At 49.4% G+C, this 22,652-nt stretch carries 8 protein-coding genes; all 8 read left to right on the forward strand.

What is annotated here, in order from left to right:
- Positions 1-278: 278 nt before the first annotated feature.
- The 8 genes from fabD (HWY38_RS09720) to HWY38_RS09755 all read left to right on the forward strand — a co-directional run bounded on the left by fabD (HWY38_RS09720) (position 279) and on the right by HWY38_RS09755 (position 22,652).
- Complete coding sequence (gene fabD / locus HWY38_RS09720) at positions 279-1,148, forward strand: ACP S-malonyltransferase (protein ID WP_032874959.1); 870 nt, start codon at positions 279-281, stop codon at positions 1,146-1,148.
- A gap of 136 nt (positions 1,149-1,284) precedes the next feature.
- Entirely contained in the window at positions 1,285-2,259 is a 975-nt protein-coding gene (locus tag HWY38_RS09725) for an acyltransferase domain-containing protein (protein WP_224181719.1), read from the forward strand.
- A 1-nt stretch (position 2,260) separates the two neighbouring features.
- Positions 2,261-4,501, forward strand: coding sequence for an ACP S-malonyltransferase (gene fabD, locus HWY38_RS09730; RefSeq protein WP_224181720.1), 2,241 nt, complete (start codon positions 2,261-2,263; stop codon positions 4,499-4,501).
- Positions 4,502-4,566: 65 nt separating this feature from the next.
- Entirely contained in the window at positions 4,567-4,815 is a 249-nt protein-coding gene (locus HWY38_RS09735) for an acyl carrier protein (RefSeq protein WP_012117592.1), read from the forward strand.
- A gap of 51 nt (positions 4,816-4,866) precedes the next feature.
- A complete protein-coding gene (locus tag HWY38_RS09740; protein ID WP_032874965.1) occupies positions 4,867-6,129 on the forward strand; it encodes a hydroxymethylglutaryl-CoA synthase family protein in 1,263 nt (420 codons plus the stop codon).
- Positions 6,126-6,899, forward strand: coding sequence for an enoyl-CoA hydratase/isomerase (locus tag HWY38_RS09745; protein ID WP_039063120.1), 774 nt, complete (start codon positions 6,126-6,128; stop codon positions 6,897-6,899). Before HWY38_RS09740 ends, HWY38_RS09745 begins: the two co-directional genes overlap by 4 nt.
- 9 nt (positions 6,900-6,908) lie before the next feature.
- A complete protein-coding gene (locus tag HWY38_RS09750; RefSeq protein ID WP_003154094.1) occupies positions 6,909-7,658 on the forward strand; it encodes a polyketide synthase in 750 nt (249 codons plus the stop codon).
- A 39-nt stretch (positions 7,659-7,697) separates the two neighbouring features.
- On the forward strand, positions 7,698-22,652 hold the full coding sequence (locus HWY38_RS09755; protein WP_224181721.1) for a non-ribosomal peptide synthetase: 14,955 nt from the start codon (positions 7,698-7,700) through the stop codon (positions 22,650-22,652).

Below are 22,652 nucleotides of genomic sequence, written 5' to 3' on the forward strand. Positions count from 1 at the left end.
GAGGCAAGGAACTTCTGAAATGAAATGGTAGTTATTACTAGATTTCTGGTGATGAATGGCTGAGTAACGGGAGTTTGCGGAAGAGAACGCCGGGCAGGCCGGATGGGACATTCTGCTTACGCCTATTCCGAAAGCCCTGAGTCCGCCTTCCGACAGGGAAAAATAGGCATTATTCAGGAGTTCGCATAGGATAAATTAACTTGACATGGTATTTTTGTGAAGTTACTATCAACTTGAACATGCTTCTTATCTGAATCCGAGAAAGGATGGCTGAGAAAATGATCACATACTTATTCCCCGGACAAGGTTCTCAAAAGCAGGGAATGGGGAGCTCATTGTTTGATGAATTTAAAGACTTAACGGAGCAGGCTGATGAAACACTCGGATATTCTATGAAACGGCTTTGTCTTGAGAATCCGTATTCCAACCTTCACAAGACGCAGTTCACCCAGCCTGCTTTATATGTTGTAAACGCGTTAAGCTATTTGAAAAAAATCCAAGACAATGACATAAAGCCGGATTATGTGGCCGGCCACAGTTTGGGAGAATATAATGCGCTGTTTGCAGCAGGTGCTTTTGATTTTATTACCGGTCTGCAGCTTGTCCGTAAAAGAGGCGAATTAATGAGTATGGCCACTGACGGAAAAATGGCCGCTGTTATGGGGTTAACTGCAGATCAAGTGTCAGACGCCCTTCAAACGCACGGATTACATACGATTGATATTGCCAATATGAATTCTCCTCACCAAGTTGTCATATCCGGACGCAAAGAAGACATTGAAAGAGCCAAAAGCGTATTCGAAGGATTAAAAGACGTTACGATGTTTCATCCGTTAAACGTAAGCGGCGCTTTTCACTCGAGATATATGAGTGAAGCGAAACAAGAGTTCGAAAAATTTTTACAGTCATTTCATTTTTCTGCTATATCAATTCCTGTCATTTCTAATGTGCATGCCAGACCTTATGAGCAAGACGGAATCCACTCCGTTCTTGCCGATCAGATCGACCATTCAGTGCGATGGAACGACAGCATCCGCTTTCTGCTGGACAAAGGGCGGATGGAATTTGAAGAAGTCGGCCCGGGTCATGTGCTGACAGGACTTATTCACCGCATCAAAAAAGAAACTGAAGCTTCACCCGCCATGTAGCGGAACGCAAGACAAAATTCTTATCTCACACAATAGTGCCAGTCATACAACATCACGACCACTTCACCTGCACACGACATCACGAAAAACTCACAAATCAATATTTTGAAAAAATAAAGAGCAAAAAGGAGAACAGATGAACCAGCCAATTGTTTTCATGTTTTCTGGACAGGGTTCCCAATACTATCAAATGGGGAAAGAGCTGTTTGCACATAACGCCGCTTTTCGGCAGAAAATGCTTGACTTGGACAATTTTGCAGTCAGTCGTTTCGGTTACTCTGTCCTAAAAGAGATGTATCATACAGGCAATCGTCTGTCTGATCCATTTGACCGCCTTCTTTTCAGCCATCCTGCCATTTTCATGGCTGAGTACGCACTTGCATATGCTTTGGAGCAAAGAGGCATACGTCCCGATTATGTGATCGGAGCAAGCCTCGGAGAATATGCAGCGGCCGCTGTGTCGGGCGTGCTGAGCGCCGAGGATGCTTTAGATTGCGTGCTGGAACAGGCCCGAATCGTTACGGAAACTTGCCGTAACGGCAGCATGCTTGCGATACTGGGTGATCCGGCTTTATATCAAGATGATCCGCTGCTCGGCGAACATAGTGAATTGGCATCTGTAAACTATCATTCTCACTTTGTCATCTCGGGAGAGCGGGAACATATCAAAAAGATCATGGACGATCTGAGAGAAAAGCAGATTCCTCATCAGCTATTGCCGGTATCTTACGGGTTTCACTCAGCGCTGGTTGATCAGGCGGAACAGCCGTACAAGCGCTTTTTAGCTCAGAAATCAATCCGGACTCCGTTTATACCGTACATCTCCAGTGCGACCGGAGAGGCTGAGACCGATATACAAGCGGACTTTTTCTGGGATATCGTAAGAAAGCCGATTCGATTCCGCGAAGCGCTTCAATTCGCAGACAGCCGCCAAAAAGGATTGTATATTGATGCCGGGCCTTCCGGAACATTGGCCGCATTTGCCAAACAGATTCTTCCTGCAGGATCGGCTGAACGCATCCGTGCCATTATGACGCCGTTTCATAAAGAACAAACACATTTGCAGCAAATAGAAGACAGCATTTTATCACCGCCCGGAAGGAGACTGTAAGATGATCAGCTTTGTTTTTCCAGGCCAAGGCTCGCAAAAAGTAGGGATGGGAGAGGACCTGTTCGGCTGCTATCCTGAATTAACCGCAAAGGCCGATCACATTCTCGGATATTCCATTCAGGAGCTGTGCCGGGACGGAGAACGTCTCAATCAGACTCAATTCACTCAGCCGGCGCTCTATGTCGTCAATGCCCTCAGTTATTTGAAAAAAACAGAAGAAACCGGCTTGAAACCGGATTTTACCGCCGGACACAGTTTGGGCGAATATAACGCGTTATACGCTTCGGGCGCCTTTGATTTTGAAGAAGGCTTACAGCTGGTCAAAAAAAGGGGCGAACTGATGAGCCGCGCAAAAGGAGGCGGCATGACAGCGGTGATCGGCCTGACTCATGAGCAGGTGACGGATGTTTTAAGAGAAAATCACTTGGATATGATTGATATCGCCAACATGAACACACCGCAGCAAATTGTCATTTCCGGATATAAAGAAGATATTGAAAAAGCCGCATCCGTTTTTGAAGCCGTAAACGGCGTAAAAATGGTTCACCGCTTAAATGTCAGCGGCGCCTTTCATTCCAGATACATGCTGGAAGCGAAGGAAGAGTTTTCACAGTTTATTGAATCTTTCCATTTTAAGCCGCTGTCCATCCCGGTCATTTCAAATGTGACGGCAAGACCCTATGAGCAGAGAGAACTGAAAGAGACACTCACCGGACAAATAACAGGATCTGTGAACTGGACAGACAGCATCCGTTTCTTAATGGGAAGAAAGAACATGAGCTTTGAGGAAATCGGGCCCGGAAAAGTGCTGACGGGGCTGATTCAAAGAATTACGGCTGAAGCGGAGCCGATAACAGATGAAATCAAAGTCCCGGCCGAGGCTGGAAAAAGCTCAATTACAGCGGCGTCTTTAGGGAATGAAGAGTTTAAGCGCGATTATCAATTGAAATACGCCTACTTGGCTGGCGGCATGTACCGCGGAATTTCTTCGAAGGAAATGGTCGTCAAACTGGCCGAAAAAGGAATGATGGGCTTTTTCGGAACGGGCGGTTTGAACATCGTGCACGTTGAGGACGCTATTTTGTCAATTCAGCATGAGCTTCGTGACGGCGGTTCCTTCGGCATAAATGTTGTACATAATATGAAGCATACAGATTCAGAAGAAAAAATGATTGATCTTTTATTGAAGCATGGGATTCAGAACTTGGAAGCATCAGCGTTTTTAACGGTTACTCCCGCTTTAGTAAGGTTTCGCGCTAAGGGGTTAAAACGCGGTGCCGGCGGACAAATAATAGCGCGTCAGCGGATTATCGCCAAGCTGTCCCGTCCGGAAGTAGCGGAAGCGTTTCTCAGCCCGGCGCCTGATCACATTCTGCAGAAACTTGCAGCCGAAAACAAAATTACCGCAGAAGAAGCAAGTCTGATGAGGGAAATACCTGTTGCGCATGACATCTGCGTAGAGGCTGATTCAGGCGGCCACACTGACGGCGGAGTTGCTTACAGCCTCATGCCGGCGATCATCCGTTTACGAGATGACATGATGAAAAAATACCGATACGGCAAAACCGTCCGCATCGGAGCCGCAGGGGGAATCGGAACGCCCGAGGCTGCCATGGCCGCATTTATGCTCGGCGCTGATTTTATTGTGACCGGCTCTATTAACCAATGCACCGTTGAAGCAGCGACGAGCGGCCTCGTAAAGGACCTCCTGCAGCAGATGAATGTACAGGACACGGCCTACGCGCCGGCCGGCGATATGTTTGAATCAGGCAGCAAGGTGCAGGTATTAAAGAAAGGGCTGTTCTTTCCGACCCGCGCCTCTAAGCTGCATGAACTGTATCAACGTCACCGCTCAATTGAAGAAATTGATGAAAAGACACTCAGACAAATAGAAGAGAAGTATTTTAAGGCAAGTGTAAGCAGTATTTATGACAAAGTGAAGGCTCATTATTCGAATGAAGACATTTCAAAAGCCGAACGGAATCCGAAACAGAAAATGGCGCTCATATTCAAATGGTATTTCAGGCAAAGTTCTGCTTCGGCGATTAAAGGAGACCCGGATGCCAAGGTAGACTTCCAGATTCATTGCGGCCCGGCATTAGGCGCCTTCAATCAATGGGTGAAAGGTACGGAGCTGGAGTCCTGGAAAAACCGCCATGCCGATGGTATCGGCATGCGGCTTATGGAAGAGACGGCCTCGCTTTTGAATCAGAAGTTAGGTTCATTTTTGCAAACGTGTTGACAAGACGAAATGATAGATTGAAAACATGGAATATTCATAAAAGATGAAACAGGGAGGAACTGACAATGAGTAAAGAAAGAATCTTTGAATTGCTGCAGAACACAATCTACGAGGTTTTGCCTGATTTAGAAGGCGAACAGCTTTCACAGGAAGACCGGTTAGTTGATCTGGGGGCGGACTCAGTAGACCGCGCCGAAATTATCACGATGATGCTTGAAGAATTATCACTGCAGATCCCGCGTGTTGAGCTGACGGGAGTGTCAAACATCGGCGAATTGGCGGAAAAGCTTTATGAAAAGGTACAGGCTGTCTGATAAAGCGGTGAAACAATCGGAAACTCAAAATTCATATTGGAGGCGAAGTTCATGGCGGCTGCCGGAATAGAAGCGATAAATGTGTTTGGCGGGACGGCATACCTTGATGTCATGCAGCTGGCGGAGTACAGAAACTTAGACCCTGCCAGATTTGAGAATTTACTGATGAAAGAAAAAGCGGTGGCGCTTCCGTACGAAGACCCCGTTACATTCGGCGTTAACGCGGCAAAGCCGATTATCGACCGATTGACAGAGGCTGAAAAAGACAGAATCGAGCTGCTGATTACCTGCTCGGAGTCCGGCATCGACTTCGGAAAATCACTCAGTACATATATTCATGATCACTTAGGCCTCAACCGGAACTGCCGTTTATTTGAACTGAAGCAAGCCTGTTATTCAGGAACGGCGGGCTTGCAGATGGCGCTTAATTTTATTTTGTCGCAGACATCCCCCGGAGCGAAGGCGCTTGTCGTCGCGACGGATATTTCCCGGTTTTTAATTGCCGAAGGCGGCGATGCGTTAAGCGAGGATTGGTCTTACGCAGAACCGAGCGCCGGAGCGGGTGCCGTCGCCTTATTGATCGGTGAAAATCCCATTGTATTTCAGGCGGATGCGGGCGCCAACGGCTATTACGGCTATGAGGTAATGGATACATGCCGTCCGATCCCGGACAGTGAAGCCGGTGACGCCGACTTGTCATTGATGTCTTATCTCGATTGCTGTGAACAGACATTTCGCGAGTACAAAAACCGTGTGCCGGGCGCTGACTATAAAGAGACGTTTCACTATCTAGCCTTCCATACACCGTTTGGCGGCATGGTAAAAGGAGCCCACCGGACGATGATGCGCAAGCTTGCAAAAGCGAAAAACGCTGAAATCGAACAGGATTTTCAAGCCAGAGTAGAGCCGGGGCTCCGCTACTGCCAAAGAGTCGGAAACATTATGGGGGCAGCCTCTTTACTGGCTCTTGCAAGCACGATTGACCAAGGGGCATTCGACACTTCTAAGCGGATCGGCTGTTTTTCGTACGGCTCCGGGTGCTGTTCAGAATTTTACAGCGGCGTTGTGACGCCTGAAGGACAAACGCGGCAGCATTCTTTCAAAATAGAAGAGCACTTGAACAACAGATACAGGCTGTCCATGGAAGAATATGAAGAACTGTTTAAAGGCAGCGGTTTGGTGAAGTTTGGAACCCGGAATGTCAAATTGGATGTGAATATGATTCCGAACATTTTAGACCATCATACCGGAAGCCCTCGTTTGTATTTGGAAGAAATCACGGAATTTCATCGGAAATACAGGTGGATCCCGTGACCTATGAAACGATAAACGTCCGTTTTCAGCAAAATGTCTGCTTCATCACCTTTGATCGGCCTGAAGCCAACAATACGATTAATGAGCGTTTAGTGGAGGAATGCCTGCACGTTCTTTCTGAATGTGAAGACTCCGTGACCTCCGTAGTGCTTGAAGGGCAGCCGGAGGTATTTTGTTTCGGGGCGGATTTTGATGAGATGTACCGGAAAATGAGGCAGGGAATGCAGCATGCGGAATCGCAGGAGCCGCTTTACCGTTTGTGGCTGGCATTAAAATCCGGGCCGTACATCACAATCGCCCGCGTCCGCGGAAAAGTAAATGCGGGAGGTGTCGGTTTTGCCGCCGCCTGCGATATCGTTATTGCAGAGGAGAATGCTTCGTTCAGTTTATCTGAACTGTTATTCGGACTTTATCCAGCCTGCGTTCTGCCGTTTTTAATTCAAAGAATCGGATTTCAAAAGGCGCATTATATGACGATCATGACAAAGCCCGTGCCGGCACGCCAGGCGCTTGAATGGGGACTTTGTGACGTATGCGTCCCGGACTCAGCAACAGAGCTGAGAAAGCATTTGCTGCGCCTCCGCCCGCTGTCGAAAAAAGCAGTCATCCGCTATAAAAAATACATGGATTCCTTAAACGACCTTGTTCATCGTTCGAAATCCATTGCTTTAGCCGAAAATCAAGCGATGTTTTCAGATCCGGATAACCAATCAGCCATCTTCCGTTATGCAGAAACGGGGCGGCTTCCTTGGGAAACGGAGAACAGTTAGGAGGATATCATGCCGAACGCCGCAGTTGAACTGCTCGAAATTGAACCGGATATTATCCAAGTGACAATGCAGGATAAAGCCCATAAAAACGCCTTCTCCAAAGAACTGACGGATGGATTGATGGAAGCATTCACCCGTATAAAAAAATCGTCAGTCTATAAAGCTGTGATTTTAACAGGATACGGCCATTACTTTGCTTCCGGAGGCACACAGGAAGGCCTGCTCAGGATTCAGCAGGGCATCACGAAGTTTACGGAAGACCGCATGTACTCTTTGGCGCTGGAATGTGATATCCCCGTCATTTCCGCCATGCAGGGCCACGGAATCGGAGGCGGGTTTGTCATGGGGCTTTTCAGTGATTTTGTCATTTTAAGCAAAGAAAGCGTGTATACCGCAAACTTTATGAAATACGGTTTCACCCCCGGAATGGGCGCTACCTTTATCGTTCCGGAGAAGCTTGGGGCAAGCCTCGGCCATGAAATGCTGTTAAATGGCGGCCACTACCGCGGCGGTGACCTGGAGAAAAGAGGGGTGCCTTTTCCGGTGCTTCCTCGGCAGGAAGTATTAGACTATGCGCAGGAATTGGCCCGTGAGCTTGCGGAAAAACCGAGAAACTCTTTAATTACATTGAAAAGGCACTTGGTGACGCCGTTTCGCGAGCAGCTTCCGGCCGTCATTGAGAAGGAGTTAATCATGCACGATGAGACGTTTCATGATGATGAAGTGAAAAAACGAATCACGACGATGTACGGAGTATAAGACATACATCTTACATACAGATGAAATGGAGGCAGCTCTATGAAAAGTGATATGAAGGCAAGCGGGTTACTCAAGCCATCTGTCAGCTATGGAAAATCATTGCGGCTTTCAGCGGATCAGCCGATGACGATTCCTGAAGTCCTGCACAAAACCGCCGCGGCAGCGGGAGATCAAAAGGGCATCACATACATACAGCCTGACGGCACCAAAGTGTACCAGACTTACAGCGGCCTGAAAAAGATCGCTCTTTCGATTGTGAAAGGGCTCCGCCAATCAGGAGTGAAGGCTCAGGATGAAGTCATATTACAGCTAAGTGACAATTCCCAGCTGATTCCTGCTTTTTGGGGCTGTGTTTTTTTAGGAGCGATCCCGGTTCCGCTTGCGGCCGCTCCGGCTTATACAGAAATGAACAGCGGGACGCAAAAACTGAAAGACGCCTGGATGCTTTTGAATCAGCCGTATGTCATCACAAGCCGTGACGTGCTGCCGGAAATGACTGAATGGGCGGAGGAGCAGGAGCTTTCCGGGTTTTGCGCTTTGGCGGCAGAAGATCTCAGTGCGCACGAAATGGATACGGATTGTCATCATCCCCGTCCGGAAGATTTGGCGATGCTGCTTTTGACCTCGGGAAGCACGGGCACGCCGAAAGCCGTGATGCTCAGCCATGAAAACATCGTCTGCATGGTCAAAGGAAATATTCAGATGCAGGGCTATACAAGTGAGGATGTCACGTTTAACTGGATGCCTTTTGACCATGTCGGCGGCATCGGAATGCTTCATCTGCGTGATGTTTATCTCGGATGTGAGGAAATCAACATACCGAGCGAATCCATTTTGATGGACCCTTTAAAATGGCTCGACCTGATTGATCATTACCGCGCTTCGGTTACGTGGGCCCCCAATTTTGCCTTTGGACTGCTTGCCGATTTTGCAGAAGAGATTCAAACGCGGAAATGGGACTTATCTTCCATGCGTTACATGCTGAACGGCGGGGAGGCCGCGGTTGCGAAAGTCGGACGCAGAATTATGGAGCTTTTAGAGCCGCACGGTCTGCCGGCTAATGCCATCCGTCCCGCATGGGGAATGTCCGAAACGTCTTCGGGCGTTATTTTCTCAGATGAGTTTACACTGGAAAACACGAGTGACGACGATCGTTTCGTCGAGATCGGTCTGCCGATACCGGGATTTAATATGAGAATTACGGATGACCGCAATCAAGTGGTGGAAGAAGGAGAAATCGGCCGCTTCCAAGTGTCGGGTCTGACTGTAACGAGCGGATATTATGAGCGCCCGGATTTAAATGAGAGTGTCTTTACAGAAGACGGCTGGTTTGAAACGGGAGATCTCGGATTTCTGCGTGAAGGCCGCCTGACGATAACGGGGCGCACGAAAGATGCCATCATTATTAACGGTGTGAATTATTACAGCCATGCCATTGAATCAGCCGTTGAGGAATTGCCGGAAATTGAAACGTCTTATACAGCGGCATGCGCCGTCCGGCCGAATCAAAGCACGACAGATGAGCTGGCGATTTTCTTTGTGACATCTGTTCCTTTGGATGAGAATCGCATGACGAAGCTTCTTCATCACATTCACCAGCACGTGACACAGAGAATCGGCGTTACCCCTGATTATCTGCTTCCGGTCGCAAAAGAAGACATTCCTAAGACGGCGATCGGGAAAATCCAGCGCACTCAGCTGAAACATTCATTCGAACAAGGGGAATTTGATTCATTACATAATAGCAGGCAAGAAGGCGGCAATTCAGAAACCGCTTCTGCCGAGAAAGATATTGAACGGGATTTTATCCGTTTTCTGAAAGAGGAACTTTCCATCGCGGATGAGCTCGTTGATCCAAATACGCCGTTTCAAAGTCTTGGCGTCAATTCCATCAAGATGATGAAACTCGCCAGATCAATTGAAAAAACGTATCACATCCGGCTGACGGCAAGAGAGCTGCACAAAAACCCGACGATTGGCGCTTTAGCGGCTTATACTGCTGAAAAAGCGGCAAACATGTCAGCGGAGCATCATCCCCAAAAAGCCGAACCGCCGGCAGAACGGGAGAGACGGCAAACGGCGCCAGCGCTTTCAGAAGTCCAAAAAGGGCTGTGGACATTGCAGAAAATGTCGCCTGAAACGACTGCATACCATGTCCCGCTCTGTTTCCGGTTCACATCCGGAATCGACAAAGAGAAACTGAAACAGGCGTTTCAGCTCGTATTAAAGCAGCATCCGATGCTCAAAAGCGCCGTGAATGAAACAGACGGCGGGTTTTATTTCATAGAAGCGGCAGATCCTTTTGTATTCTCGGAAGAAGATATTTCTGACGTCAATGAATCACAAATATCCGCTCTGATACGGAAAAAAGTGAAAGAGCCGTTTGTCAAAGAAGGCGGGCCTTTGCTGAGCGTGCAGCTGCTTTCAAAATCCGCCGAGGAACATTATCTTTTGACGGTCATTCACCACATCGTGTTTGACGGCATTTCATCTATTACATTTATTCACAGTCTGCTGGATCATTATCAGGCGCTGCTGGAGGGAAAAGAAGAGTTTACGGCCGCTGTTCCCGGCATTCATCCCGATTTCGCGGCTTGGGAAAAGCGGTATTTGGCGGGTGAAGAAAGCAAAGCTGCCCGCGCTTACTGGATGAAACAGCTCGGGGGCGATCTGCCTGACCTTCAGCTTCCGCCGACGCGCACGGACAGCAGTGTTCCGGAGTTTACAGAAGATACGCTGACACGCCGTCTTCCCGAACGGCTGCTGAATAATATAACGGCGTTTGCCGCATCCCGTTCGATTCATTTGTCTACCGTCATGCTGAGCTGTTACATGGTGCTTTTAAGCAAATATACGGATAAGGAAGATATTGTGACAGGCATGCCTGCAATGGTCAGACCCGAAGAACGCTTTGACGGAGTGGTCGGCCATTTCCTCAACATGCTTCCCATACGGAGCAGAGCCGGACGAAAAGAAACATTTGCTGACTTTGTTCAAAAGGTGCAGGATGCCGTTCTGGACGGACTGGATCACTCCTTTTATCCGTTTCCGAAAATGGTGCGAGATGTACATGCGAACCCCCGGCAGAACGGTTCGCCTGTTTTCAGCAATGCCTTTTTCTATCAGAACTTTCTGCAGCATTCAAGCTATCAATCGATGCTTGATGAATACAAGGAATTCTCCTGTGAGTTTGTAAAAGACATTCATCAGGAGGGGGAATATGATCTTGTATTTGAAATGTGGGAAGAAGCATCAGGCATGGATCTTACGATTAAATACAGCACCGAATTATTCGACGAAGCGGGGGCGGCCAGACTTTTCAGCCAATTTGTACAGGCTGCTGAAGCTTTGACGGCGAATCCGGATACGCCGCTTGAGAACGTTTCTCTCATGACAAAAAGAGAGGAGCACATGATTCTTAAGACTTGGAATGAAACAAGCCGTGAATATCCGGATGCCTGCTTCCATGAATTATTCGAACGTCAGGCGGCAGAAACGCCGGACGCTTGTGCGGTCGTGTATGAACAGCAACAGCTGACATACCGTGAGCTTGATGAAAAAAGCACGAAGCTGGCGCTCTATTTGCAGGCGCACGGTGCAGGCCCTGATGATCTCATCGGCATTTATACAGACCGATCATTGCATATGACTGTCGGACTTCTCGGCATTTTAAAAGCCGGGGGAGCGTATGTGCCGCTTGATCCTTCTTATCCCGCTGACAGATTGGAATATATGATCGCCGACAGCAGGATTTCAATGTGCCTGACGACAGCTGATTTAGAGCACTCTTTGAACTGGGGAGGCGTGCAGACAACTGCCATTGACCGCGATTGGTCTCATATTGAAAGTACAGCCGCGGAAAGAACGTCGCTGAAGCGGTTAGTGACACCTGACGATCTGGCGTATGTCATTTACACGTCGGGCAGCACGGGCAAACCGAAAGGCGTCATGATTCCGCACCGGGCGCTGACCAATTTCTTAATTTCGATGGCGAATGAACCGGGGCTTTCGTCCGAAGATAAACTGCTTGCCGTCACGACATATTGCTTTGACATCGCGGCCCTGGAGCTTTACCTTCCTTTAATCAAAGGAGCGGAGTGCAACATCTGTAAGACAGAAGTCACAAAAGACGCACGGAAGCTGAAAGAGCTGATTCAAGAGTACAAACCGACGATCATGCAGGCGACGCCGTTTACGTGGAAAATGCTCTTTCATTCCGGATGGTCAAATGAAGAAAAAGTGAAAATCCTTTGCGGCGGAGAGGCGCTTAGCGAACAATTGAAGCAGCAGTTTCTCGATACGAAAAGCGAGGCTTGGAATATGTTCGGGCCGACAGAGACGACAATCTGGTCCGCGGTGCAGCGTATAACGGAAAATGAGAGCGCGCTTACGATCGGACGCCCGATCGCCAATACCCGCGTGTATATTATGGATTCCGGTCTCAACCCTGTTTTAGAAGGGGTGCCGGGAGAACTTTGTATTGCAGGAGACGGATTGGCAAGAGGGTATTTCAACAAGCCTGAGCTGACAGATAAAGCTTTCGTCAGCCACCGGCTCGAACTGGGATCAAAGCTTTATAAAACAGGCGATATGGCGCGTTTTCTTCCCGGCGGCCGCATTGAATACATGGGACGGATGGACACTCAAGTCAAAATCCGCGGCTACCGTATTGAACCCGGAGATATTGAAAGCAGGCTGAATGCCCATCCGGCCGTACAGGAAAGTGTAGTTGTTGTGAACAATCACTCCGGAAATGAAAAGCTTTGCGCGTTTTATATCCGGAAAAACGGAGAGCCGCTTCCGTCTGCAAAGGAATTGCGCAATCATTTGAAACAAGCGCTGCCGGCCTATATGACGCCAGCTTCGTTTATCTGTCTTGAAGAGCTGCCGCTCACACCGAACGGAAAAGTGGACCGCAAGCTTCTTGCTGCCCGCGATCTGACGGAAAAGCAGCCGGATACACAAACATTTTCATCATCTCATATCCAGCAGGCGGTACTGGCGATTTGGCAGGATGTATTGAAAAGCAAAGATATAGAGCTTGATGACCGCTTTTTTGATGCGGGGGGAGATTCGCTTCTTGCCATGACTGTCACTGACCGGATGACGCAGGAATTGGATTGTGAATTCAGTGTAACGGAGCTGTTTGAATACGCGACGGTAAAAGACATCAGCCGGTATATCGCTGAACAAAAACCGAAAGAAGCCGTTTGGGCTCCTGTACCGCAAAAGAAAGTGAATGCAGAAGACCGGGAACATCCGGCGGGAGAATTTCCCGATTATTACGAGGACAGCCTTGCGGTTATCGGTATATCCTGTGAGTTTCCGGGAGCGAAAGATCATTATGAATTTTGGAATAACATCAAAGAAGGCAAAGAAAGCATCACCTTCTTTTCAAAAGAGGAGCTCCGCCGATCCGGTATTTCTGAAGAACTGGCTGATCATCCCGGCTTCGTTCCGGCTAAATCAGTTTTAGAAGGGAAAGAAATGTTTGATCCCGGTTTCTTCGGCTTTTCACCGAAAGATGCGGAATATATGGATCCTCAGCTGAGAATGCTTTTGCTCCATTCATGGAAGGCAATCGAGGATGCGGGGTATATCTCCAAAGAAATTCCGGAAACAAGCGTGTATATGTCTGCCAGCACAAACTCTTACCGCAGCCTGCTGCCGGAGGAGACGACAGCACAGCTGGAAACGCCGGATGGCTACGTGTCATGGGTGCTTGCCCAAAGCGGTACGATTCCGACGATGATTTCTCATAAACTCGGGTTGAAAGGGCCGAGCTATTTTGTCCATGCCAACTGCTCATCTTCGTTAATCGGCCTGCATTCGGCTTTTCAAAGCCTGCAGTCCGGCGAAGCCAAGTACGCCCTTGTCGGCGGTGCAACCCTTCATACGGAAACAAGCGCCGGGTACGTTCATCAGCCGGGGCTGAATTTTTCGAGCGACGGGCATATTAAAGCGTTTGACGCGGATGCTGACGGAATGATCGGCGGTGAAGGGGCCGGGGCCGTGCTCTTGAAAAAAGCGTCTGATGCCGTTAAGGACGGCGACCATATTTATGCGCTGCTGCGCGGAATCGGCGTCAATAACGACGGAGCGGATAAGGTCGGGTTTTATGCGCCGAGCGTCAAAGGACAGGCTGAGGTCATTCAGAAGGTCATTGATCAGACGGGCATCCATCCTGAAACGATCGCGTACGTCGAAGCTCACGGCACGGGAACAAAACTCGGCGATCCGATCGAACTGTCTGCACTTCAATCGGTGTACGGCCGATATACAGATAAAAAACAATACTGCGGCATCGGTTCAGTCAAAACAAATCTCGGGCATTTGGATACAGCGGCCGGAATGGCGGGCTGCATCAAGGTTGTCATGAGCTTATATCATCAGGAAATCGCGCCGAGCATCAATTACAAAGAGCCGAACCCGAATCTTCATTTAGAAGACTCTCCGTTTTACGTAGCGGAAGAAAAGAAAGAGTTAACCCGTGAGAACGCCGCGCACCGCATGGCTTTAAGCTCTTTCGGTCTTGGCGGAACAAACACACACGCGATTTTTGAACAATACCCGGATGCATCCGAAGCAGCAGACGCTGCCGGTCCGTTCATCATTCCGTTGTCTGCCAGAAAAAAAGACCGCCTGAAGGTGTACGCAAAACAGCTGCTGGCTTTTCTGGAAAGAAAAACGGACGCCGACCTTGCTGATCTTGCCTACACGTTCCAAGTCGGAAGGGAAGCGATGGAAGAGCGCGCTGCCTTTATCACAAGCGGCACTGCGGAGCTGAAGCGGCAGCTTGCCGATTTTATCAATGATAAGCCGGTTGTAACAGGCTGCTTCAGAGGAGAAAAACAGCAGGCGAAAGATATTGCCTGGCTTTCTGATGATGATGACAGCGCTGAACTCATTGAGAAATGGCTTGCGAAAGGAAAAGGATCGAAGCTCTGTGAAATGTGGAGTAAAGGTGTCGCCATCAATTGGCACAAGCTTTACAAAGACAAGCATCCGAAACGAATCAGCGTGCCGGTCTACCCGTTTGCAAAGGAGCCGTACTGGCCGAAAAAAGCAGAAAAGAACACATCTGCCGCACACAACGGAGTCTCAGTTTTACACCCGCTCGTGCAGCAAAATACGTCAGATTTAACCATTCAGAAGTTCAGCTCACTGTTTACAGGATCAGAATTTTTCCTGAAGGATCATGTGGTCAGGGAAAAAGCGGTGCTGCCGGGAGCGGCATATTTGGAAATGTCTTATGAAGCGGTAAAACGGGCGCTTGGCGGCTTATTAAGAGACCAAGACAGAATAACGCTCCATCATACCATCTGGATGAAACCGATCGTCGTTCACGAACAAGAACGCCGTGTTCATATTGCGCTGTTCCCTGAAGAGGACGGCATCATCTCATATGACATTTACAGCGTAAACGCTGACGATGAAGAAGTGCTGCACAGCCAAGGACGGGCCGAAATCATAAAGGCTGAACAAGATCCTGAGACAGACCTTTCTGCCATACAAAACAGATGCACAGCGGACATTCTTGATCCGGCGGTCTTTTATCGGGAAGGCCGGAGCAGGGGGATGTTCCACGGAAAAGCCTTCCAAGGCATTAAGTCCGCCTTTATCGGCGAGAAAGAAGTGCTTTCGGACATACAGCTTCCGGATTCTGTTTCTCACACGAACGGACAATTTACGCTTCATCCGAGCATCATTGATTCAGCTATTCAGACGGCGACGATCTGCATTATGCAGGAATTTTCCGGACAAAAGCTGATTCTGCCGTTTGCACTGGAATATCTTGAAGTCGTCAAAGCATGCACGCCGACTATGCGGGCGCATGCACGCTTCAGTGAAGGATATCAAACCGGTGATTCCGTGCAGAAAGCCGACATTGACCTGTTCGACGAAACAGGAGCGCTTTGCGTGAAGGTAAGAGGATTCTCGACGAGAGTGCTTGAAGGCGATGCTGAATCGGCTCAGCGGCTATCAGGCTCGGAAAAGGTCTTGTTTGCACCGGTCTGGAAAGAAGCCGCCGCATCCGAGAAAGCCTCTGTCCATGCTGATGAGCATTTGATCATACTTTGTGAAGATGCCTGCCGTATAAAAGATGAAGCGGCATCCGGCCTGAAAGACGCCGAACTGCTGATTGCAGAAGGTAAGGGTGAAACAGCCGCTGAACGCTTCCAAAGCTTTGCGCAGACAATCGCTGAACACATCCGGCGGATCATCAGCGAAAAAAGGCAGGGCCGCATTCTGATTCAGACTGTTATTTCAGCAGATGGCAGCCAGCAATTGTTTGCGGGGTTAACAGGTTTGTTAAAAACAGCCGAGCTGGAATACGGAAAACTTGACTGTCAGCTCATCGAAATGGAATCAATCGGCGAAATGCCGGCTGTCGCTCAAAAACTGAAAAATGACAGTCATCGGCTGCATGATAAACATATCCGTTATAAAGGAGAAAAACGGTATGTGAAGGCTTGGGAAGAAATGCATCCCGCAGGGGGCGACATCGTCTGGAAGGACGAAGGCGTATATCTGATTACCGGAGGGGCAGGAAGCCTGGGGTTGATGTTCGCAAAAGAAATCGCAGGTCGCGTAAAACACCCGAAAATCATTCTGACCGGCCGCTCAAATCTGGCAGAAGCCAAACAGCGTGAGCTTGCTATGCTTCAGCACTCAGGCGCAAATGTCGTCTACAAAAAGCTGAATGCGGCAGACCGGCGGGAAAATGAAGCGCTGATAAAAGAGATTACGGCGGAATTCGGAAAGCTTAACGGAATTATTCACGCTGCGGGAGTGATACAAGACCGCTTCCTGCTGCAAAAAACGAAGGAAGAGTTCAGGGAAGTGCTTGATCCGAAAGTCATCGGAACCGCTTATTTAGATGAAGCCAGCAAAGACTGCAATCTTGACTTTTTCGTATTGTTCTCCAGTGTTTCCGGCGTTCTCGGCAATGTCGGGCAGGCTGATTATGCCGCCGGCAACGCGTTTATGGATGCATACGCCGCTTACAGGCAATCCCTTACGGAGAATGGCCTTCGGCACGGAAAAACGGTCGCCTTTAACTGGACGCTGTGGAAAGATGGCGGTATGCAGGCGGGAGACGAGACGGAGAGAATGATGAAAAAAGCTTTCGGCATGGTTCCGCTTCAAAAGGCGTCAGGCCTGGCTGCATTTTATGAAGGAATGGCTCAGGAAAAGCCGCAGCTTTTAGCAGCCGAAGGACACGCAGCAAAATTAAAACAGTCGTTCCTATCCGTTTCTGAAACTGAAAAGCCGCAGGTGCAGAATATAGAGCCTGTATCCGCCGTTTCGGGAGACAAATGGCACGGTGCGCTTATCAGATTGGTCAGTTCAATTTTAAAAGTCGGCCAAGACGAAATTGATATTGATACGGAACTGAGTGAATACGGTTTTGATTCCGTATCGTTTACCGTCTTTACGAATCAATTAAATGAAGCGTATCAGCTGGAGCTGGCGCCGACGATCTTCTTCGAACACGGGACGATCCGCAGTTTAGCAGAGTATTTGACGGATGAGGCAGAAGCCGGCCTTCCTTCTCAGCCGGAAGAAAAACACGATGCAGAAGAATCTCTTCAAACGCTTCACACCGCTTTGACAGCCATGGTAAGCGGCATTTTAAAAGTTGACCGTGAGGACATTGAGACAGATACGGAATTGAGTGAATACGGTTTTGATTCCGTATCGTTTACCGTCTTTACGAATCAATTAAATGAAGCGTATCAGCTGGAGCTGGCGCCGACGATTTTCTTTGAGTACGGAACGATCAGCGGTCTCGCCGGATATTTGGCAAAAGAGCATCCGGGCCGTTTCGGCGAAAAGAAGAAAGAGTCTCCGAAAAAAGAGCAGCCAAAAGCCCAAAAACCGAAAATGCAGCGGAAAAAGCGCTTCGCAACGGTAATGAACGCTGCGGCAGCGACACAAGAGCCGCGCCGCTTGGACCCGGTTGCCATTGTCGGAATCAGCGGCCGATTCCCGGGTGCAAAGGATATAGAGGAATTTTGGCGCAATTTGAAAGAAGGAAAGGACTCGATCACAACCATTCCGAAAGAACGCTGGGATTGGCATGCGTTTGATGGCGACCCGAATCTCGAAGGGAACAAAACGAATATCAAGTGGGGCGGCTTTATCGACGGAATAGCTGAATTTGATCCGCTGTTCTTTGGGATTTCACCGCGGGAAGCCCAATATTTAGATCCGCAGCAGCGGCTGTTATTGACTTATGCATGGCGGGCGATAGAAGATGCGGGCTGTAAGCCGGAAAGCCTTTCCGGCACAAATACGGGCGTCTTTATCGGCACCGGAAATACTGGTTATAAAGATTTGTTCACAAGGGCAGGTCTTGCGCCGGAAGGACATGCGGCGACAGGCAGCATGATTCCTTCCATAGGTCCGAACCGTTTGAGCTATTTGTTAAATCTTCACGGGCCGAGCGAGCCGATTGAAACGGCATGTTCAAGCTCGCTTGTGGCGATTCACCGGGCGGTATCCGCTATAGAAAACGGAGAATGCGACATGGCGATTGCCGGGGGAATCAATACGATTCTGACAGAAGAAGCGCATATCAGCTACAGCAAAGCAGGCATGCTCAGCAAAGACGGAAAATGCAAAACCTTCTCCAAAGATGCCAACGGGTATGTCAGAGGAGAAGGCGCGGGAATTCTGATGCTGAAGAAACTGACAGATGCAGAACGTGACGGCAATCCGATTTACGGCGTGATCCGCGGTACGGCTGAAAACCACGGCGGCCGGGCGAATACGTTAACCTCGCCGAATCCGAAACTGCAGGCTGATTTATTGGTGAAAGCATACCGGAAAGCGGGAGTGGACCCGAGCACCGTCACGTATATTGAAGCGCACGGTACAGGAACGGAATTGGGCGACCCGATTGAAATAAACGGTTTGAAAGCGGCGTTTCACGAGCTGGCGAAAACAAATCAAGAGCCTGAAGTCTCCGGTCACCGCTGCGGCATCGGTTCGGTCAAAAGCAATATCGGCCATTTAGAGCTTGCCGCGGGAGTATCAGGCGTCATGAAAGTGCTTTTGCAAATGAAACATAAAACGCTGGTGAAAAGCCTGCATTGCGAGACGATCAATCCGTACATTCAGCTTGATGACAGTCCTTTCTACATCGTGCGGGAAAATCAGGAATGGACGGCAGCAAAAGATAGAAACGGAAATGCCATTCCGCGCCGGGCCGGGGTCAGCTCATTTGGCATCGGCGGGGTCAACGCCCATATCGTCATTGAAGAGTATGTTCCGAAAGCAGCCGCTCAGCCTGAGCACAGCCCGGAAAATCCGGCAATCATCCTTTTGTCCGCCAAATCAAAAGACAAACTGTTTGAACAGGCGCAGCAGCTGCAAAAAGCGATCCGTCAAACGCCGTATACAGATCAAGACTTGGCGGGCGTCGCTTATACGTTGCAAACCGGAAGGGACGAAATGGAAGAGCGCCTGGCCATTCTTGCAGCGACGATGGCGGAATTGGAAACAAAGCTGGAAGCATTTACGAAAAATGAGAAAAACATCGCGGGGCTGTATACCGGCCAGTCTCACCGCAATAAAGATACATTTGCCTTGTTCACGGCAGATGAAGATATGGACATCGTCATTGACGCCTGGATTAAAAAAGGAAAATTCGCCAAGCTGGCAGAGGTATGGGTGAAAGGCGGCGTGTTGAATTGGAACCGGCTGTATGAAAAGGGTACGCCGCGTTTACTCAGTCTTCCGTCTTATCCGTTCGCAAAAGACACGTATTGGGTGCCTGAGAATCCTGACAAAAATAAGGTCCATACAGAGGAACGGATGAAACGTATTCTGACAAAACAATGGGAACCGAGCCCGCTCGAACTGCGTGAACCGTGCCCACGTTCCGTTGCGATTTTGACAGGCGGGGACACGATCAATCTCGCAGAAGAGATCGCAGCGCATATGCCGAATCACCGTATTATCACAACATCAGACCTTACCGGTGAATATGACTGGCAGGCGTTTGGCGGAGTCATCGACCTTCTCGGCGCAGCGAAAGAAGAAGCTTCTGGAGATATGACCGGTATCAAATGGCTTCAGCAATTGATTGAGCATGGGCATAAAGAAGGGATAACATTGCTTTGTGTCACGAAAGACCTTGAGTCAATGGGGAAAAAGGCCAATCAAATAACGGGAGCAAAACGGGCCGGGCTGTACAGAATGCTGGCATGCGAGTACAGTCATCTGTCTTCAAGGCATCTCGACCTTGAAGGAGCGCTTTCGGATGACAAACTGGCGAAGCAGATTGCCGATGAGTTTCATGCCCGTACTGATGACGCGGAAGTTTGCCGGAGGGACGGCTTGCGCTACCGCGCCGTATTGAGCGGATCAGAAAATATGAATACGCAAGGCGAGAGAATTGATTTTCCGGATCACCATGTGCTTCTGATCACCGGAGGGACGAGAGGGATCGGCCTTTTATGCGCACGCCATTTTGCCGAACATTACGGAGTGAAAAAACTGGTGCTTACAGGCCGTGAGACCCTTCCGCCGCGAAGTGAGTGGACGGGCGGACTGAATGGGGTGACGGCTTCTGTAAAAGCGAAAATTGAAGCTGTTCTCGACTTGGAGTCCAAAGGTGTACAAGTGAAGGTATTGTCAGTCCCGTTAGCTGATGAAGCCGGGCTGAGACAGGAATTGAGTCAGATCAAACAGATGCTCGGACCTATCGGCGGCGTGATTCACTGCGCGGGTGTGACCGATAAAGAGACGCTCGCATTCATCAGAAAAACCGATGAAGACATACAGCGCGTGCTCGAGCCGAAAGTAGAGGGGCTTCAGGCGTTATACAGTGTGCTCAGCGAAGAGCCGCTGAAGTTTTTCGTCTTGTTCTCTTCTGTGTCAGCTGCGATACCGGCGCTTTCGGCAGGACAGGCCGACTATGCCATGGCCAATGCGTATATGGACTATTTTGCAGACTCATACAAAGAGCAGCTGCCGATCGTAAGCATTCAGTGGCCGAACTGGAAAGAAACCGGAATGGGCGAAGTAACGAACAAAGCTTATAAAGAGAGCGGGCTATACAGCATCACGAATGCAGAAGGATTACAGCTCCTTGACGGCATACTTCTTGAATCAGCAAGGGGCCCGGTGCTGCCGGCCGTTCTGAATCCTAAGCTGTGGAAGCCGGAGCGATTCCTGCGGCGGAGCAGGCAGGATCAGCCAATGAGTCCGGCTATGGTAAAACCGGCGGAAAAAGCCGCTGACACTGCCGCAGATAACGCTCAATTAACAAGGAAAACAGAAGAATGGCTGAAAGAATTATTTTCTGAAGAGCTGCGGATTGACCAGGATCAGCTTGAGACAGACGTATTATTCCAAGATTACGGAGTGGACTCCATTATCCTTGCTCAGCTTCTGCAGCGGATCAATCGGAATCTCTCGGCATCGCTTGACCCGTCCATTCTGTATGAATATCCGACGATTCAATCTTTCGCAAAATGGCTTCTCGAAGGATATACAGAAGTTTTGTCAGAACGGTTTGATTTGGCGGCGGCTGAGCCTGTTATGAAGAAGCCGGCTGAGCCGGTAATTGTAACACAAGCCGTTAAGGTGCAAGAAGAGGCGGCCGAAAAACAGATTCACCGGGAAGATATCGCGGTCGTCGGCATGTCCTGCCGGTTTCCGGGGGCGGCTTCCTTAGAGGCGTACTGGTCGCTTTTGGCTGAAGGCCGTTCGGCTATCGGTCCTGTTCCGGCTGAGCGATGGGGGGTGAAGACGCCTTATTACGCGGGAATGCTTGATGGAATTCATCAATTTGATCCGGACTTCTTTTTACTGGCTGAAGAAGATGTAAAGGCAATGGACCCTCAAGCTTTGGCCGCTCTGGAAGAATGTCTTAACCTGTGGTATCACGCGGGCTATACGCCGGATGAGATAAAGGGAGAAGCAATAGGTGTGTACCTCGGCGGACGCAGCCGTCACAGACCGGGTGAAGAGAAACTGCTGGATGCGAAAAACCCGATCGTCGCGCTGGGCCAGAATTATTTGGCCGCCAATCTCTCTCAATATTTTGATATGCGCGGCCCGAGTGTTGTCCTCGATACGGCTTGTTCTTCTGCTTTAGTCGGAATGAATATGGCCGTGCAGGCTCTTGTAACAGGAGAAATAAAAGCGGCCGTCGTCGGCGGCGTGAGCCTGTTTGAATCAGAAGAAACCCATAAATTATTTGAACAGCGCGGCATATTAAGTAAAGCGCAGTCGTTCCATGTATTTGACGAACGCGCCGATGGAGTCGTGCTGGGCGAGGGAGTCGGAATGGTTCTTTTAAAAACCGTGTCTCAGGCCATTGCAGACGGAGATTCTATTTATGCCGTAGTGAAGGCGGCATCCGTCAATAATGACGGAAGAACGGCAGGCCCGGCTACGCCGAGTCTGGAAGCGCAAAAATCCGTCATGAAGACGGCTCTTGAAAAAAGCGGAAAACAGCCGGAAGACATTACTCATATTGAAGCGAACGGTTCAGGCACGGTCGTGACGGATCTGTTAGAACTGAAGGCCATTCAATCCGTCTACCGTTCAAAAGACGCCGGCCCGCTCGGAATCGGATCTGTGAAACCGAACATCGGGCACCCGCTTTGCGCGGAAGGAATTGCAAGTTTCATAAAGGTTGTTCTCATGTTGAAAGAAAAGAGCTTTATCCCGTTTTTATCAGGTGAGCATGAAAACACACATTTTGATAGAGAAAAGGCCAATATTCAGTTCAGCCGCACTCTGGCAGACTGGCCGTCACCAATACCGGCGGCAGGAATTAACTGCTTTGCCGACGGCGGAACAAACGCCCACGTCATTGTGGAAGCGTGGCAAGAAGACGAAGGGCGCCGAATCAAGCGCCACCCTTTAACACCGCCTGCATTAAATAAGCGGCTGATTTCGCCGGACAGCAAAGAAGAAACGAACGAAAAAGCTGCGGCAAACATCTGGGATACCTATGAAGTGGAGGTTTAA

Origin of the sequence: Bacillus sp. KS1 (assembly GCF_020075515.1) — a bacterium.
GTDB lineage: Bacteria > Bacillota > Bacilli > Bacillales > Bacillaceae > Bacillus > Bacillus velezensis.